This is a genomic window from Dyadobacter sp. SG02 (genome assembly GCF_900109045.1).
Taxonomy (GTDB): Bacteria; Bacteroidota; Bacteroidia; order Cytophagales; family Spirosomataceae; genus Dyadobacter.
Map to the genome: position 1 here is coordinate 223,461 of NZ_FNYL01000008.1, position 16,292 is coordinate 239,752.

Here is a 16,292-nt window from a genome sequence, read left to right on the forward strand (position 1 = left end):
TAAATAAACTATTCTCTTATTTGTTACTAGTACTATAAGTGTCGCCAAGTAGAATAGTGTTTCAAATCGTAGTCGAGTGTGGTATACAATTAATGCCAGAAAATAGTCCGCCAAGATGACGGACTATTTTTGGAATAAGTTTCCTATATTCCCGCCCACTGGGTTGAAAACTTGAAAAGACTCACACTGGTTTGTTTGCCGGCATTGAATCCCTTTCCTATTGGATACATCCGCCTATCAAGTGATATGGGATAGCCATCATTGTTCAGGAGATAAAAGTATTCGTAGTATGGCTTGGATTGATTTGTGTATGGTAGCGGAGTGATTTGAGCACGTTGAACTATAACATCACTAAATGCTCCAAAAATTGGAAGATATTTATCCAGACAGGTATGCTCGTTGTTTAGGGCATACTTATCGGGCTTGGTTTGGGTTCCGACACCCATATTATAGAAAAATTCTATTTCCTTGTAAGCTCCGTTATTATTGGAGTGAATAATTTTATAAAGACGATCTTTACCCGTGTCCGACGCAACAATGTAAATAAATTCGGCTTTTTCTGAGCTCCCCTGCAAGGTGATTTTCTCTAACCGGGTTCTGTTTTTATAAGTGAAGTTGGAGATCTTGTTGCTTGTTAGATCATGCCTTTTAGTACATACTCCATCTTCATTTATGACATAATTCACTTCTTTAACTAGCGCGTCGTTTCCTTTTGCATATTGCTTACTTGTAATCGAGTAAGCACCTGGCACAGCACCATCGACGTAAGAATAAGTGGTGTAATAGTACTCTTCACTTACTTTTGACACATAGCCTGCAAATCGACCGGACTTATGATATTGAATTATTTTTTCACCTTCTTTTACAAGCCTGATCTCCGCCGTAATTTTGGCATTTTGATCGTTTGAAACGTTCGCCACTGTGTCGGCCGGTGCCAGAACATCTTCATTTTGACATCCCGTCAGCAATCCTGCCAACAATAGACATTTCAACAATTTCCCTGCGATGTGAAGTCTTTTCATAATCATTAATGATTAAATGTGTGATTGAAAATTATCGGTTCAAACATAGAGGTAGTGTTTATTATCCCAGTAATCCGATGGGTGTGCGGACTGGCTGAATAAGCCTTCGGTTTTAGAGAGGCTATTAAACCGGGGTTATAATTTCGACGTGGTGTAAGTGCGGCTTGTAAAAATCGTCGAATTGGTCATTGTGGAGATCGCAATAATTGTTTTGACATATCCGCCGGAATTGACGCTATATGTCAAAGCATTTCCCGGAAATGGTGCGCCGTTCCAGGGGAGCGATTTTATCCCTTCCAGTGTCGGTAGGTTTGAATGAAAAACTCCGAACAGGGGCAGGTATTTACTTGTAGTGCCCAGTGCATCCGGATTCGTCGGGTATTTATTTTCCAGCTGGCCGCCGGCCTGAACAGAATAGTTGTAAGTAATTTCCTTTGTTGGGGTATTTGCCTGGTCAAAGAAATTTATTTGATTTAATAATGGCGCATTATTCTGTGCATACTGGAATTCCATTCGCTCGTTGGAATTATTCTTATTATAAACCTTTACCAGCCTGCCGAGTTGACCATACTCGTATTTCAATGGTTTATTGGTTTCGGTACTCAGGCTTTCGACACATCGGCCCGACGCGTCCAGCTGATAGGTTACCTGATAGACAAGCGCATTTGTCGAGATTTTTCTTCGTTGTGCTACTATCGTTTGGCCGTTGTATTGGTATTCCGTGTAAGTGCCGTCGGGGAGATTGGTCAGCTTCTTTAACTTTCCCCTATTCAAATCATAATCTCCGAAATATTCCAGTTCGTTCGCGCCTTCTTTTATAAGCTGCGGCGTGAAGATAGTCTTGGCATTTCGGTCATTGGTCATAACACCGGACTGCGAATTTTGTGTTACAACGTCGTCATTCTGGCATCCGGTCAGCAGCGAAGCCAGTACCAGCCCTTTCAGCAGGGTTCCTGTTACGGTAAGTTGTTTCATAACGTTTTGTGATTAATTGAACAATTTGACTAGTGTCAGGTCAAACATAGGCGCAATGTAGAAGTCGCCGGGAATCCGATGCGTGAGCGGCCGGGATCGATAAGTCTGCGGTATTTCAGGCGCTATGGCATTGTTTTTGTGGCTGTTGTTTAAAAATCAAAATCATGAAAGCATTAAGCACAGACGGGCAGCAAAAAGTGAATGCAATTGCTGACCGATATAGTTTACAATCCGAAACCGTCGAAGCGCTTTTGAAAGCGATCGTCAGGGGCAATGGCACCATGGCGCAATTCAACGTGCGGGAGCTTGGTGGGGCAGGGCAGTGGATGAAAGGGGGTATGACGATGGTGGGCGATATGTTCAACAGCGCGTTGAAAACGAGGGTGGACCAGCTTTGCAATGAGCTTGCCGGACTGGTGAGTACCAGCGTATTGTTCGAGGATAGCGAAGAGCCGGAGCGCAGGGAAACATCTGGTTCCTGGCCGACTATTTTTGGAAATCCTACGTCCAGCGGTTCTCAGAATAACTTCCGGTACGCTTATTTCGCGCCGGTACGCCGGCTCGTGATCGAGGACGGCGGTAAACGCACGATCTACGACACGAAGCATTACCATATCACGGGCGTCTCGCAGCAGCAGGGTTCCACAAGTTCCTACCGGTTTACCAGTCAGGAAGGACAAGTGGATTTGTCGGCATTGCAGATCGTATCCGACCCGGATTCGCCGCGGCAGCCGACGCCGGAGATTGCTTACGACGTCACATCGAATGCCGACCTGAGATCGGAAGACAAAAGTCCGCAGGATATTATTATGGGTACCATTGAGAAACTGAACATCCTTTTTGAAAAAGGGCAGATCTCCGAGGAAGAGTTTAGGGCAAAGAAAAAGGAGCTGCTTGACCGTCTCTGATATCTTGCAAAAAGTAAAAAGCGGGCGGGGCCGGGATCGAATCCGGGCCCCGCTCATTATTTTTGTGCTCCACACAACATTTTAAGGTTGCAGCCTGTTTAAAGTGCGCCGGTTTTAACAGTCCGATACCGCGCAGATTTAATTGAAATATGATATTCGCACAAATTTCCAAAATAGTAGATCCCATCGCCATTAAGGTCGACCGCTGGTCGGTGGAAGCTTACCGACTCTTGCCAAACCTGCTTATCGCCATCGTTATCCTGGTAGTTTTCAGGATATTGTCGAGGCTCGGAGGGAAGTTTATCGAGCGCATATTGGGTCATGCGTCGCAAAATGTGGCGCTGGTGGGGCTGATTTCGACCATTACCCGCCTTTCGATCATCACCACCGGCTTCTTCTTCGCATTGGGTGTTCTGGGACTGGATAAAACGGTTACGTCGCTGCTCGCAGGCGCGGGCGTGCTCGCCCTGGCGCTCGGTTTTGCATTCCAGGATCTCACGACCAACTTCATTTCCGGTGCATTCATCGCCATTCAGCGGCCGATTCAGGTGGGTGACATCATCGAAACGAACGGCTACACGGGCAAGGTGCTGTCGATCGGGCTGCGGTCGGTGAAGCTGGATAATTTTGAAGGGCAGCAGGTGGAATTGCCAAGTAAGGATATTTTCCAGAAGCCGATTGTGAATTTCACGCATTCAGGCGAGCGGCGTGTACGCATGGAAGGTAGCATTGGCTACAAAGACGACCTCGCATTGGTGGAAGGCCTCGCGTTGAACGTCATAAGGAAACTGGATTTTATCGACCCGTTGAAAGTGATCGAGTTCAACTTCACCCGGTTCACCGAGAAAAGCATCGATTTTGAAATACTTTTCTGGATCAGGCAGGACAAAACTGGCCCCGGGCCGGCAAAGAGCGCCGCTATGAAGGTCGTGAAGCGGGTTTTTGATGAAAACAATATTTCTTTCCCGACGCCCGCAAGGCCAGTAGACCTTACACCGCCAGCACCGGGAAAATCAGAAGCATAATCCTGAATATAGCAGCATAAAAAAGACCCCGCCACGAAATGTGAAGCGGGGTCTTTCAATATCAATCCTGTTATTAATAACGGTAAGTCTCCGCTTTGAAAGGACCTTCTACGGATACGCCGATGTAAGCAGCTTGCTCGTCCGACAGTTTGTCGAGGTTCGCACCTACGTGTGCGAGGTGCAACGCAGCTACTTTCTCATCGAGTGCTTTTGGAAGAACGTATACTTTCTTCTCGTAAGCAGCCGTGTTAGTCCAAAGTTCGATCTGAGCCAGAGTCTGGTTCGAGAATGAGCATGACATTACAAACGACGGGTGGCCCATCGCGCAGCCAAGGTTCACCAGACGGCCTTCTGCCAGCACGATGATGTCTTTTCCTTCAACAGAATAGATATCAACCTGTGGTTTGATTTGCGATTTGGTGTGGCCGTAAGTGGTGTTCAACCAAGCCATGTCGATTTCGTTGTCGAAGTGGCCGATGTTACAAACTACCGCCTTATCACGCATTTTAAGGAAGTGACGGTCGGTGATAATTTTGTAGTTACCAGTTGCAGTAACGAAAATGTTCGCACGGTCGGCAGCTTCGTCCATCGTTACCACTTCGAAACCATCCATAGCAGCCTGCAATGCGCAGATCGGGTCGATTTCCGTAACGAGCACGCGGCAGCCTGCGCCACGGAGTGATTCCGCAGAACCTTTACCTACATCACCGTAACCAGCTACTACCGCTACTTTACCAGCCAGCATCAGGTCGGTTGCGCGGCGGATAGAGTCAACCAGTGACTCGCGGCAGCCGTATTTGTTGTCGAATTTAGACTTTGTAACTGAGTCGTTTACATTGATGGAAGGCAGGTGGAGCGTTCCGTTTTTGTAGCGCTCGTACAAGCGGTGAACACCGGTTGTAGTTTCTTCCGAAAGACCTTTGATACCGTCGATCAGCTCAGGATAGTCGTCGAATACCATGTTGGTAAGGTCACCGCCGTCGTCGAGGATCATGTTGAGGGGCTTACGCTCTTCGCCGAAGAACAAAGTCTGCTCGATACACCAGTTGAATTCCTCTTCGTTCATTCCTTTCCATGCGTAAACGGGGATACCCGCTGCCGCGATAGCCGCTGCTGCGTGGTCCTGGGTAGAGAAGATGTTACACGAAGACCAGGTAACTTCTGCACCCAAAGCTGTAAGGGTTTCGATCAGAACCGCAGTCTGGATCGTCATGTGCAAGCAACCCGCAACACGCGCACCTGCCAAAGGCTGTGACGGACCGTATTCGGCACGGATCGCCATCAAACCAGGCATTTCAGCTTCTGCCAATGTGATTTCTTTACGGCCCCATTCGGCCAGCGAGATGTCTTTTACCTTGTACGGAATGTACGTTTCGGTTGACGTTGCCATTATTTTACAGTTTAGTTAATATCTTGATTTTACAACAAAACTAAGTAGAAAAACCACCGTAGGGAATATTTGCAGATACAAATTCTGATTTGAGGATTAAATTTGGATATTTTATCTTTCAAAGGCTGGATATCGCTGCATTATGAGGTGAGGCCCCTGTGATTCACCGGTTAGCGAAGATATTTTGTCTGTACTTCAAATGATTGCCCGGACAAGTGCCGTTCGTCGACAATAGTATGACGTCGGTCGACAATGCTTTTCAAAGCCGGTATTGGCCTCCGAAATCGTTATCTTTGTTCCTATGCGCCCTGTTTTCCCGGTCCTGAATAACGTTAAACACCAAAGAATTTTCCTGCACGTTCTGTTCTGGCTCGCGGTTCTGACGATCCTGACGATCATTTACGGCGCAGGCATGCCGGGCTATTGGCTCACGATCGGCATCGTGGCGCTGTTTATGCCGATCCACATCGGTTATTTCTATCTGATCGCCTACGTGATCATCCCGCGGTTTTTCGATCGCAAGAAATATGTGCAGTTCATAGTGTTATTTCTGCTGATCGTGATCGGTTCCACGCTGGCATTCCGATTGATGGAAATACTCGTAGCCGACCCGATTATTTATAATGCGGTTAAAAAGAACGACCCGACGTTCGTCTGGCGTAAGCTGGAAGGGACATTCAAACAGCAGCTCGCAAAGCCGACCTACCTGATCAGCGCATTCGAGCAGACCAATATTTTCGTCTGGATCGCATTGTCGGTGAAGTTTTTCAAAATGTGGTTCGACAGGCGGCAGGCGGCGATGGAGGCGGAGCTCAATTTCCTGAAAGGCCAGCTGCACCCGCATTTTTTGTTCAATACCCTGAATAACCTGTATGCATTGACGCTGAAACAATCCCCGCAGTCGCCGGGTGTGGTGATGGGCCTCGCGGAGATATTGCGGTACATGCTTTATGAGGCCAATACGGAGATTGTGCAGCTGGAACGGGATATTAGTATTCTCAAAAGTTATATTGAACTTGAAAAAATACGGTACGAGGAGCGGCTGGATATTAATTTCAGTATCAACGGCTTATTGCCTCAATATCGCATTGCGCCACTGCTGATATTGCCACTCGTGGAGAATGCGTTCAAGCACGGCGCGAGCGAGCAGATCGGGCAGGCGTGGATCAACATGGATTTGCGGGTGAAGAACAATGCATTGAAATTCAAAATCTCGAACAGTAAACCCGAAACCGCCGTGCCCGACGATCGCCCGCATCACGTGAGCATAGGCCTCGCGAATGTGCGCAAGCGGCTCGAAATTCTCTATCCTTCGGCCCATAACCTCAAAATCATGGACGAGGAAGATGTTTTTGCCGTGATCCTGGAAATTGACCTTGATAAACGTTTGGAAATCTGATGATGAAGCTGAAAGCCATTCTGGTGGACGATGAGCCCCACGCGATCGAAGTACTGGACAACTATCTTGCCAATTTTGCGGAAATAGAGGTCGCCGCGCGCTGCCAGGACGCGATCCAGGCATTTCAGGTATTGCAGCAGCAAAAGATCGACCTGATGTTCCTCGACGTGAAAATGCCCGGCCTCAAAGGTACCGACCTGCTCCGAAGCCTTAAAAATCCACCGAAAGTAGTTTTTACCACCGCTTACCAGGACTACGCCGTCGAAGGTTTCGACCTCAATGCGGTAGATTACCTGTTGAAACCAATTCCTTTCGAACGTTTCCTGCGGGCGATGGACAAGGTTTTTACGGGTTTGAACATTACCAATCAATCCGTATCAGTGGCGCAAAAGGTTGCGCCGGCCAGCCAGGATGTTTTTCTGTATTTAAAAGTAGACCGTAAAATGGTGAAGGTGAACGTCAACGACATTTACTGGATCGAGAGCTTGCGGGATTATATCAAAGTGGTTTTGAAAGACAAGGCACTCATTTCAAAACAGAAAATCAGCCTTTTGGAAGAACTCCTGCCCGAGGACGGTTTCATCCGCATTCACCGGTCGTTCATTGTCTCCGTCGATAAGGTCGAAAGTTACCATTCCCACAAGCTGGAAATCGCCGGAAAGGAGCTGCCCATTGGCCGTAACTTCCGTAACGACTGCCAGCGCCGCTTCAAGCTCACCTTTTAAACGGCGCCGCAAAAGGCGTTTGTCGACAAAATCCGCTGTTGATCGACACTCGCTTTCCCGCCCTTCTCAGCCTCGCCAAATCGGTTTAAACTTGCACCGCCATTGAGAAATGGAATGTAATTCATTTAAATCATTTGGAATATTAGCCATGTTAAAAACAAGAAGAATTCTTTGGGCAGCCTTGTCCTTTGCCCTGTTGCTGGGTAGCTGCAAGGAGGACGAAGATCCAACACCATCCAACACATTGACCGCCAAAGCAGGCGCGGACCAGAATGTAAATGCAGGCTCTGTTGTGAACCTCGACGGTAGCGCTTCCAGCGACAGCGAGAACAAGCCTTTCGAATTCAGCTGGGCATTCAGTAAAAAACCGACGGGAAGTACTGCCAGCCTGGGCTCGGCTACTACCGCCAAACCCACTTTCACCGCCGATCTTCCGGGTGAGTACGAAGTGGAACTGACCATCAGCAATGCCAATGGACAGAGCAAAGACAAAGTCCTGATTACGGCAACCGTAATCGAACCGATCGTGATCGACGCCAACATCCGCGCCAAACTCACACTGTCCGACCGCATCAATAATCCTAATGTTCCGGATTACGTCGTGAATGCAAACGTGACGGTAAATGCGGAGCTCGAAATCAAACCGGGCGTGGTAATCGCATTTGCACGGGATACGCGTCTGGAAATCAACGACGGTGGCGGGGTACTGCTCGCAAAAGGCGACTCGGCGAACCCGATCCGTTTCATCGGCAAGGAAACGACGAAAGGTTTCTGGTCGGGTGTGACGTTCCGCTCGTCGAGCAGCGCGAACACGCTCGAATACGTACAGGTACTGCACGCAGGTAGCAAGCCATTGTACAGCACTACCAAAGCGGGCATGGCGGTTTTGGGTAGCCAGGCAGAAGTTAATATCAAACACTGTCTCTTCGAAGCGAATGCCGGGTACGGCCTTTACATTCAGCAGGGCGCGAACCTCGCATCGTTTGAAAAGAACAACTTCAAAGACAATACCGAAGCCGGCCTTCTGATCGGTGCGGAAAACGTGAAGAACCTCGACACGGATTCCAAATTTACTAACGGCAACGGCCGCAATGTGGTGGAGATCTTCGCCTCGGCGCTCCCCAAAAATGCAGCTTCCGAAGTGGTCTGGAAAGGTTTTAAAGACAAAAGCCCGTACCGTCTTCTGGAAAGCCTCACTTCCGACGCCAACTGGAAACTTCTGCCGGGCGTGATTATCGAAGTAGGCCGTGCTGGCTCCATTACCATCGACGACGGTTATTTCAATGCGGTAGGTACAGAAACCAACAAAATCATCATCCGTGGCGCCGAAAATACGGCTGCTTACTGGAAAGGAATGATTTGCTTCTCGACCAGCGACCAGAACGTGATCGAAAATGCGGAAGTATCAGGCGGCGGTAACATTGCGATCGTGTCGGGCAAGAAGGCCAACATCGCGGTCTACGGCGGACAGTCGCGCATGACAATCCGCAAATCGGTGATCTCCAACAGCGGGGGCTACGGCATCTTCGTCAACTACCAGGGCACCATTAATGGCGACGTTGAAACTGTCAACACATTCAAAGACAATGCACAGGCGAAGCTCCTGAAAGAGTAGGGTTTTTGAAGCCATGAAAATCACTGCACATTATATGCTGGCGGCGCTATTGGTCGCCGCCGGCATGCAAGGTCGGGCCGCAAGCAAAACCACCCGCACGGCGCGTCAGCCGTTTCCTGAAAAGGGCTTTTGGGTGACGGAAACTGCTCCGGATAAAAAATCGACGATCGTCAGGTATTATGCTCATAGCAACCACCTAGTGTCGGAGACGACGGAGCCCGGGGTACTCGACATCAGGAAGCTTTCCGTACGAAAGTACCTCAATGAAAAACTCCGCAAAGAGCTGGAAAGGGACACGACAGGTCAGTCGGCTCTCAGGCTCTATGAATTGAATCAAGAACAATAAATCTAAAATTTGCCATGAAAAATAAAATTGCACCCTCACTGGTCATTAGCAGATTCACCAAATCGGCATTGGCCCTGGCCGTTCTGGCCATGTCCTTCACTGCCTGCAAGGACGACGACAATCCGAACCCCGACGGCGGCAACAACGGCGGTACCGAAAAGGCTTTCATTCCGACTAAAGACAAGAGCTATACTTACAAAATCACCGATTCGGACGGCTCTACCGGCGATATGCTCACCAAAATCGTGAGTACCAAAGACTCAGCCGGAATGGATGTGCATACCATCAGTAATTTCATCAGGGAAAATGAAGAGGAGCGGACTTTCATGTCCAAAGCCTATGCAAAAGGGGGCACAACGACCAACGAGTTACCTTACCCGGTAGCGATGAAAGAGCTGGTTAACGAGATTAACGACGTCGCTTACATTTCGGATTTGAAAATCACAGGCTTCCCGCAATACCAGTTTCTGGAAAATAACGGTAAGGTCAACAGCGCGCTCACATTCAAAGGTGATCCGATCAAAGTGTTGATGGAACTGGAAATTCCGGTTGGGGAGGAAGGCTCGGTGATCGGCAAGCTCGAAGCGCGCATGACGCATAAGAATGGAAAAGCGGTAGCCGAAGAATCCATCACTACACCGGCCGGGGAATTCAAATGCACCAAATGGGAATATTCGTACGAGGTTTACACCAAGTTCGAAACCGAGGTGACGGAGCCGGAAATTACAACGGAGCTGGTTAATGTAACGGTCTGGACGGCGCCGGGCGTGGGGATCGTGAAGTCGATCGAAAAGGGAGAAGAGAATACTTCCACCACCGAGTTGCGTAAGGTCGAGTAGGCTGGATATGAAAAAATGGGTTTTAATGCTGCAATGGGCCCTGATAATAGGGGCCATTGCAGCCTGCACCACCGACGACGAGCCGGGCGTAGGCTCGCAGGGTTCGAAAGAGGGGTATGCCACCGGAAAGGTCATCGACACGAAGGGTAACCCCATCAAGGGTGTGGAAGTTGTGATCGATAATACAATGATCCACGCGTCGTACTCCCTCGGGAATACCGATGCGAATGGCAATTACGAAATCCAGCTCCCCAAAGTAGGCACATTTATGGCCTCGGCCCAGATCGTGAAGCAGTACAATGGCCGTCGCTATGAGCTGGACCTGGCCCCGGATGTTTTCGAAGCATTCAGCATTGACGGCGCCGTGCGGAACTTCGAGTGGAAGCTCACGGGCGAGCGTCCGGAAGGCGAGGGTTATTTCGGAGCGACGATCGGCCTGAACAAGTCACTGTACAGCAGCATTTTCGATGAAGAAAATATTGAATTCACACTCACACCCGTTGGCAACCTCATCGACGGTTCCAAAGGCTCGGTGTTGAAAATGAAGTCAGGAAAACCCTATTCGAAAAATTATGGCTACCTGGTAGATATTCCCCTGGGCCGGTACGAAATGACTGCCTATTACAACGGGGAAAACGGCAAATCGCCGCTTAAACTGCGCAACCACTTTTCGGAAGACGAGTATGAGAACACGCTGGTGATCGATTTCGAACCCAGCACAATGTGGGGCCGGAATTCCTTTTACATCAGTTATGTGGAATAGACTGATACGCAGTATCCAACAAAGAAAACAATAGAGAAATAGGATGGATAATTTGAGACTAGCCAGATCTTCAAGACCTGGCTAGTTTTGTTTTATACCAAAACAGAAAAGCTCTTGAAGATCGCTCCGAGCCTAACTGCATCGAATATACGTGCCTGCGTACCGCCGTGGTTCAGTACCGATTGCTCGTGTGAAGTGACGCACATTTCGCAACCGTTCAATGCGGATATCACAAGGCTCAATAGCTCGAAGAATTCCTTGCCCAGCACCGGGTTCACCATAATGCTCATTTTGATGCCCGCAGGCGCATTATCGTAAAACTCCTTGTGCATGAAGTGGCGGAAACGGTAGAATACGTTGTTCGCATTCATGAGTGAAACACAGGCTGTTACTTCCGCGATTTCCTTCTCGTCCGCTCCTTCCTGCGTAGCCAGTTCTTCCAACGCAGCGATCAACGCCGCGTTCTTTTCATTCACCGCCACCGACAATGCGAGCAGCAATGCTTCCTTGCGGTTCAATGTCTGTGATTTCAAAACATTACCTACATTGATTTTCAGGTCTTTGAGGTAACGATGGTCAAGTGCCGCGAGCTTGTTGATGAGCACGCTTTCGAATTCCGCAGGTAAATTGACCTCTTTATACAGGGACTCTTTCGTGTTCCCTGTGGCTGCAAATGGATACATGTTCGTTTGAATTTTGAGCGGGAAGGTTTTCCCGTGGATAGAAAAAAAGCAGTTCACAGAACCGGCGTGCGAATGACTGACCGCTGTGAACTGCTTTGGAATGGTTTAGGCAAGTGTAGCCTCGCCTTTTTGCCAGTTGCAAGGGCAAAGCTCGTCGGTTTGCAATGCATCGAGTACACGCAATACCTCAGATACGTTACGGCCTACTGAAAGGTCGTTAACGCTTACCCAACGGATGATACCTTGTGGATCCACGATGTAAGTCACGCGGTAAGCGATTTTCTCGTTCGCTTCGAGGATACCCAGTTCTTCTGCCAATGATTTCGAAGTGTCGGCCAGCATCGGGAATTGCAGGTCGCGCAGGTCGTCGTGGTTTTTGCGCCATGCCAGGTGCACGTACTCGCTGTCGGTAGAAGCACCGATCAGGATCGTGTCGCGGTCAGCGAAGTCTGCAGTGTGTTTGTTGAATTCTGCAATCTCGGTAGGGCACACAAAAGTGAAGTCTTTTGGCCACCAGAACATTACCATCCATTTCTCAGCGTTTTTGTGGTCTTCTGAGGTAATATCGTAGAATTCGTTGCCTTTATCAAGCGATACTACGGATGTTTTTTTGAATTCCGGGAAAACCGATCCTACTGATAACAGTCTATTAGCCATGATTGCTCGTTTGTTTATAAATTGTATTTTTTGGTGTTACAAAACTACGAACGATGAGTACATGGGTCAAACCCTAACCTGGTATTATGCCAGGAAAGAGTTGATTTAATCAAATGAATTTAGTTTTATTTATAGGAACGGAGTTATTATAAATGGCATTTATATTGCCATCAATTTTTGCAATATAATTATACTAATAATAACTGTAATTATAAATTATTTATCGGGCATCACACCGAGCACAGTTTCGAGCGACATCCCGCGTGAGCCTTTGATGAGGAAATATGTATTTTCCTGCGGGTTATCCATAATCCAGTTGTGCAGGGAGAATTTATCGGGAAAATAGTAAGCCTTGGGTAATGCGGGCAGCGCATGTTGCATGAGTTTGCCTGCAAGTATTACGACGTCGAACTTCTCACCGGCAATCTGTTTTCCCAAAGCCAAATGTTCCTCCGGCGCCGCATCGCCCAACTCGAACATATCACCGAGAATAAGGATCTTCCGCGGCGCTTCCATTCTGCCAAAATTTGCCACAGCCGCCGCCATCGACGATGGGTTGGCATTATAAGCATCCATAATCACCGTATTCGAGCCTTTTTTGACGATTTGGGAACGGTTGTTATCTGGCTCGTACGTCGCAACGGCCTCGTATGCATCCGCATCTTCCACACCGAAATGCTTTCCTACCGCCAGCGCGGCGCAAATGTTGTCGAAATTGTACCTTCCGGGTAAATGGGAGGTTACAGTCTTGCCGCCGTTGCTGAAAACGACGTTCGGGTTTTCCTCCACCAGTGTGGGGTTCACCGGACTGTTCTCGGAGCAATAGAATACGATCTCGCCAAATGCCCGGCGCTTGCTCACCATGTCCATGATCACATCCTGCGTGGTGTTTACAAATACGGTTCCCTTTTTCTTGGAAAGGTAGTCGAACAGCTCTCCCTTGCCTTTGATAATGCCCGCTACCCCGCCGAAGCCCTCCAGGTGCGCCTTGCCGATGTTGGTAATGAGTCCGTGCGTAGGCTGCGCGATGCTGGCGAGCAGTGCGATTTCCTGCTGATGGTTGGCGCCCATTTCAACGACGGCCATTTCGTGCCTGGCCGGGTCGATACTAAGGATCGTGAGCGGTACGCCGATGTGGTTGTTGAGGTTCCCGCGTGTGGCGTACGTGTTGAACTTCATCGAAAGTACCTTCGCGATCAGCTCTTTGGTGGTGGTTTTGCCGTTGGAACCGGTCAATGCGACCACGGGGATTTCCAATGTTTTACGATGATGCCGTGCCAGGTCCTGCAATGCGGTAAGGCCGTCGGCGAAGAGGAGAAACCGGTCGCCGGTCACCACGTCCGGGTCGTCGACTACGGCATAGGCCGCACCTTTTTCCAATGCTTCCGCCGCATATTGGTTACCGTCGAATTTGTCGCCCTTCAATGCGAAGAAAATGCAGCCGTCGGTGATCTGGCGGGTGTCGGTGGAAACTTTGGCGCCCTTGCGGAATATATCGTAAAGCGTTTCTATGGAAGTATACATGAATTGACAGATCGTTATAAAGTAATGCAGGCTTATTTCGTTAGGTTTAGGACGAACTAGCCCATACGGAGTCCGGACTCAATCCGCGCGGTAGACGCGAAAACATACAAAACTAATAGATTATTCCTCAACGATGCGAACCAAATTTACCTCCTTCATCCTCTTCCTTACTTGCCTTTACAAACCTTCGCAACTGCTCGCGCAGCAAGCCTGGTTCAAGCTCGATACACTCACCAGCGTATCGACTGGCGGCGTGAAAATGACTAATCCCTGGGGCGGCGGCCTCAATGCGTCGCAATTCCTGAAAATGCATCTGAACAACGACGCCGACGAGGACCTGGTGGTTTACGACCGCACCAATAGCAAGGTTACCACATTCCTGGCCGGGCCCGATCCGGTGAATGCAGGTAAAAAAACATTCATCCACGCGCCCTATTACGAAACGCTTTTCCCGCAGGTGGATAACTGGATGGTCCTCGCCGATTACAATGGCGACGGCCTGAAAGACCTTTTCGCAAGCACGTCACTGGGCATTGTGGTTTATCAGCAGGTCAAAACGGGCAATGTATGGTCGTGGAAAAAGGTAAGGGATGTTTTGTATACCAAAGGCTTCTCGGGGAATATCAATATGCAGGTGTCGGGGACCGATATTCCGGCTATTACCGATATCGACGACGACGGCGACCTCGACTTGCTGACCTTCGACTTTTCGGGTAACTATATCGAATTGCACCAGAACCTGAGCGTCGAGAAATTCGGCGTACGAGATAGCCTCGGAACACAGGCCAGCCCGGTTTTTCAGCGTAATGGTGATTGCTGGGGCAATTTTCACAAAGGCGATCTCGAAGATTTCGTTGTGGGCGTCGATTGCGGCGTGGTAACCGATCCCTCGAAACGGGAGGCCTCGCCCGCGCACATCCTGCACGCGGGCAACTCCATTCTCCTGCACGACCTGAACGGCGACGGCACCAAGGATCTTTTGGCTGGCCACATCAGCAACGACCACATTTCTTTCCTGCCCAACTCAGCGAAAGGCATCATTGCCAATTTTACAAGTTTTACCAACACGTACCCCACGGTTGACCCCGTGTCGCTGCACATTTTCCCGGCCGGTTTTTACGAAGATGTGGATTTCGATGGCGTCAAAGACCTGCTGATCGCACCGAGCCTGCCCGCCAACGACGCGAATATGACCGATTTTAAATCGTCGGGCTGGTACTACCACAATGAGGGCACGAGCGATAAGCCGGTTTTCAAACTCGTGCGCAAGAACTTCTTGCAGGACCAGATGATCGACGTCGGCGAGAATGCGGTGCCTTCCTTTTTCGACATCGACGGCGACGGCGACCTGGATATGCTTATGGGAACCGGAGGAATGCCGTATGCGGGCGGCTATAAAGGTAGTTTCTGGCTTTTGAGAAACACCGGAACCGCCACCGAGCCCAATTTTGTATTCGAATCGCAGGATTATCTTGAATTATTGCCTAAGCTTTCGATCTACAATATCAAACCGCAATGGGCTGATTTTAATGGAGATGGCGTACCCGACCTGGGTTTTGCGGCTACGGCTACTTCCAACCTGAAACTCGAATACCGCTACATTCCCAACAAAGGGACAAACGGCGCCGCGGCGCAACTGAACCTGGCCGACGCGGTAAGTATAGCATTGCCGGCGGAACTGCAAATAGGCGATTCGCCCTATTTCTACGATGCCGACGGCGATGGCGACCTCGACTTGCTCATCGGGAAAAGCCAGGGCAATATTTACTATTATACCAACACCGGTACCAACAAACAATACACATTCAAGCTCGAAACCGACGCATTCGCAGGCGTGGATATCAATTTCGCCGGCCGTTTCTCGCAAGTAGCCGTGGCAGATATCGATCTCGACGGCAAGCCCGACCTCGCGACCGTGGACCATACCGGAACGATCCGGGTGTTCAACAATGCCGATTGGGGCAAATGGACCGACCGCGCCAGTACCATCGTAAGCGTGAATGGCAAGGCGGGCAATGTGAATTTCGGTAACTACCTCTCGCTAGCCATCGCCGACCTGAACGGCGACAAAAAGCCAGACGTCGCGATCGGCAACAATGCCGGCGGCGTGCGGTTGCTGACCAACATATTGCCGGTGTCGGTAACCGGCGTGGAACCGGGCAATGCGGGTGAGGTAAAGGTATTTCCGAATCCTTCCGTCGATTTTTTTAGAATATATTCTTCCAAAACCGGCACATTCGACGTGCTTACGACGGGCGGTGTGCCTATGCTGAAAAACCGCAGCATTCGGGCTAACGAAACGCAGCAAATATCCACCGCGCAATGGCCCGCGGGGCTGTACCTGGTAGAGCTAAAAGCGGGTAACAGTCGGGTTGTGAGGAAGGTGGTGGTTGGCGATTGAACCTTCGGCAACTGTTAAAG

The 16,292-nt window shown here is 49.4% G+C and carries 15 protein-coding genes; 9 read left to right on the plus strand and 6 right to left on the minus strand.

All coding sequences use genetic code 11. From position 1 onward, the window contains the following. Window positions 1-143: 143 nt before the first annotated feature. Both BMW93_RS20155 and BMW93_RS20160 read right to left on the minus strand, forming a co-directional pair. Entirely contained in the window at window positions 144-1,022 is an 879-nt protein-coding gene (locus BMW93_RS20155) for a hypothetical protein (RefSeq protein WP_143061680.1), read from the minus strand. 135 nt (window positions 1,023-1,157) lie between these two features. Further along, the gene (locus tag BMW93_RS20160) at window positions 1,158-1,997 is read right to left on the minus strand and encodes a hypothetical protein (protein WP_090380437.1); all 840 of its coding nucleotides are present in this window, start codon (window positions 1,995-1,997) and stop codon (window positions 1,158-1,160) included. Between the two features lie 164 nt (window positions 1,998-2,161). Here BMW93_RS20160 and BMW93_RS20165 point away from each other — a divergent pair, with 164 nt between their 5' ends. Further along, window positions 2,162-2,905: an SHOCT domain-containing protein gene (locus tag BMW93_RS20165; protein WP_090380440.1), complete on the plus strand. Its 744-nt coding sequence runs from the start codon at window positions 2,162-2,164 to the stop codon at window positions 2,903-2,905. A gap of 149 nt (window positions 2,906-3,054) precedes the next feature. Beyond that, window positions 3,055-3,930, plus strand: coding sequence for a mechanosensitive ion channel family protein (locus BMW93_RS20170; protein ID WP_090380443.1), 876 nt, complete (start codon window positions 3,055-3,057; stop codon window positions 3,928-3,930). Window positions 3,931-4,003: 73 nt separating this feature from the next. On the opposite strand, the gene ahcY is transcribed toward BMW93_RS20170, so the two are convergent. Continuing rightward, a complete protein-coding gene (gene ahcY, locus BMW93_RS20175) occupies window positions 4,004-5,320 on the minus strand; it encodes an adenosylhomocysteinase (protein WP_090380446.1) in 1,317 nt (438 codons plus the stop codon). A 301-nt stretch (window positions 5,321-5,621) separates the two neighbouring features. On the opposite strand from ahcY, the gene BMW93_RS20180 reads away from it, so the two are divergent. From BMW93_RS20180 to BMW93_RS20205, 6 genes are all read left to right on the plus strand, one after another. Next, window positions 5,622-6,719, plus strand: a complete 1,098-nt coding sequence (locus tag BMW93_RS20180) for a sensor histidine kinase (protein ID WP_090380448.1) — start codon at window positions 5,622-5,624, stop codon at window positions 6,717-6,719. Further along, window positions 6,719-7,444, plus strand: coding sequence for a LytTR family DNA-binding domain-containing protein (locus BMW93_RS20185; protein ID WP_090380452.1), 726 nt, complete (start codon window positions 6,719-6,721; stop codon window positions 7,442-7,444). Before BMW93_RS20180 ends, BMW93_RS20185 begins: the two co-directional genes overlap by 1 nt. A gap of 148 nt (window positions 7,445-7,592) precedes the next feature. Then, the gene (locus BMW93_RS20190) at window positions 7,593-9,059 is read left to right on the plus strand and encodes a PKD domain-containing protein (protein WP_090380455.1); all 1,467 of its coding nucleotides are present in this window, start codon (window positions 7,593-7,595) and stop codon (window positions 9,057-9,059) included. Window positions 9,060-9,072: 13 nt separating this feature from the next. Then, entirely contained in the window at window positions 9,073-9,405 is a 333-nt protein-coding gene (locus tag BMW93_RS20195; RefSeq protein WP_143061681.1) for a hypothetical protein, read from the plus strand. A 14-nt stretch (window positions 9,406-9,419) separates the two neighbouring features. Next, the gene (locus tag BMW93_RS20200; protein ID WP_090380461.1) at window positions 9,420-10,244 is read left to right on the plus strand and encodes a hypothetical protein; all 825 of its coding nucleotides are present in this window, start codon (window positions 9,420-9,422) and stop codon (window positions 10,242-10,244) included. Window positions 10,245-10,251: 7 nt separating this feature from the next. After that, a complete protein-coding gene (locus BMW93_RS20205; protein WP_143061682.1) occupies window positions 10,252-11,007 on the plus strand; it encodes a carboxypeptidase-like regulatory domain-containing protein in 756 nt (251 codons plus the stop codon). A gap of 92 nt (window positions 11,008-11,099) precedes the next feature. Here BMW93_RS20205 and BMW93_RS20210 read toward each other — a convergent pair whose 3' ends face one another. From BMW93_RS20210 to murF, 3 genes are all read right to left on the minus strand, one after another. Next, window positions 11,100-11,690 (minus strand): carboxymuconolactone decarboxylase family protein, encoded by a 591-nt coding sequence (locus BMW93_RS20210; RefSeq protein ID WP_090380466.1) that lies wholly within the window; start codon window positions 11,688-11,690, stop codon window positions 11,100-11,102. A 105-nt stretch (window positions 11,691-11,795) separates the two neighbouring features. Continuing rightward, the gene (locus tag BMW93_RS20215; RefSeq protein ID WP_090380468.1) at window positions 11,796-12,347 is read right to left on the minus strand and encodes a peroxiredoxin; all 552 of its coding nucleotides are present in this window, start codon (window positions 12,345-12,347) and stop codon (window positions 11,796-11,798) included. A 216-nt stretch (window positions 12,348-12,563) separates the two neighbouring features. After that, window positions 12,564-13,871, minus strand: coding sequence for a UDP-N-acetylmuramoyl-tripeptide--D-alanyl-D-alanine ligase (gene murF, locus BMW93_RS20220; protein WP_090380470.1), 1,308 nt, complete (start codon window positions 13,869-13,871; stop codon window positions 12,564-12,566). A 133-nt stretch (window positions 13,872-14,004) separates the two neighbouring features. Between murF and BMW93_RS20225 the strand changes: the two genes are divergently transcribed. Next, a complete protein-coding gene (locus tag BMW93_RS20225) occupies window positions 14,005-16,272 on the plus strand; it encodes an FG-GAP-like repeat-containing protein (RefSeq protein ID WP_090380473.1) in 2,268 nt (755 codons plus the stop codon). Window positions 16,273-16,292: the final 20 nt, after the last annotated feature.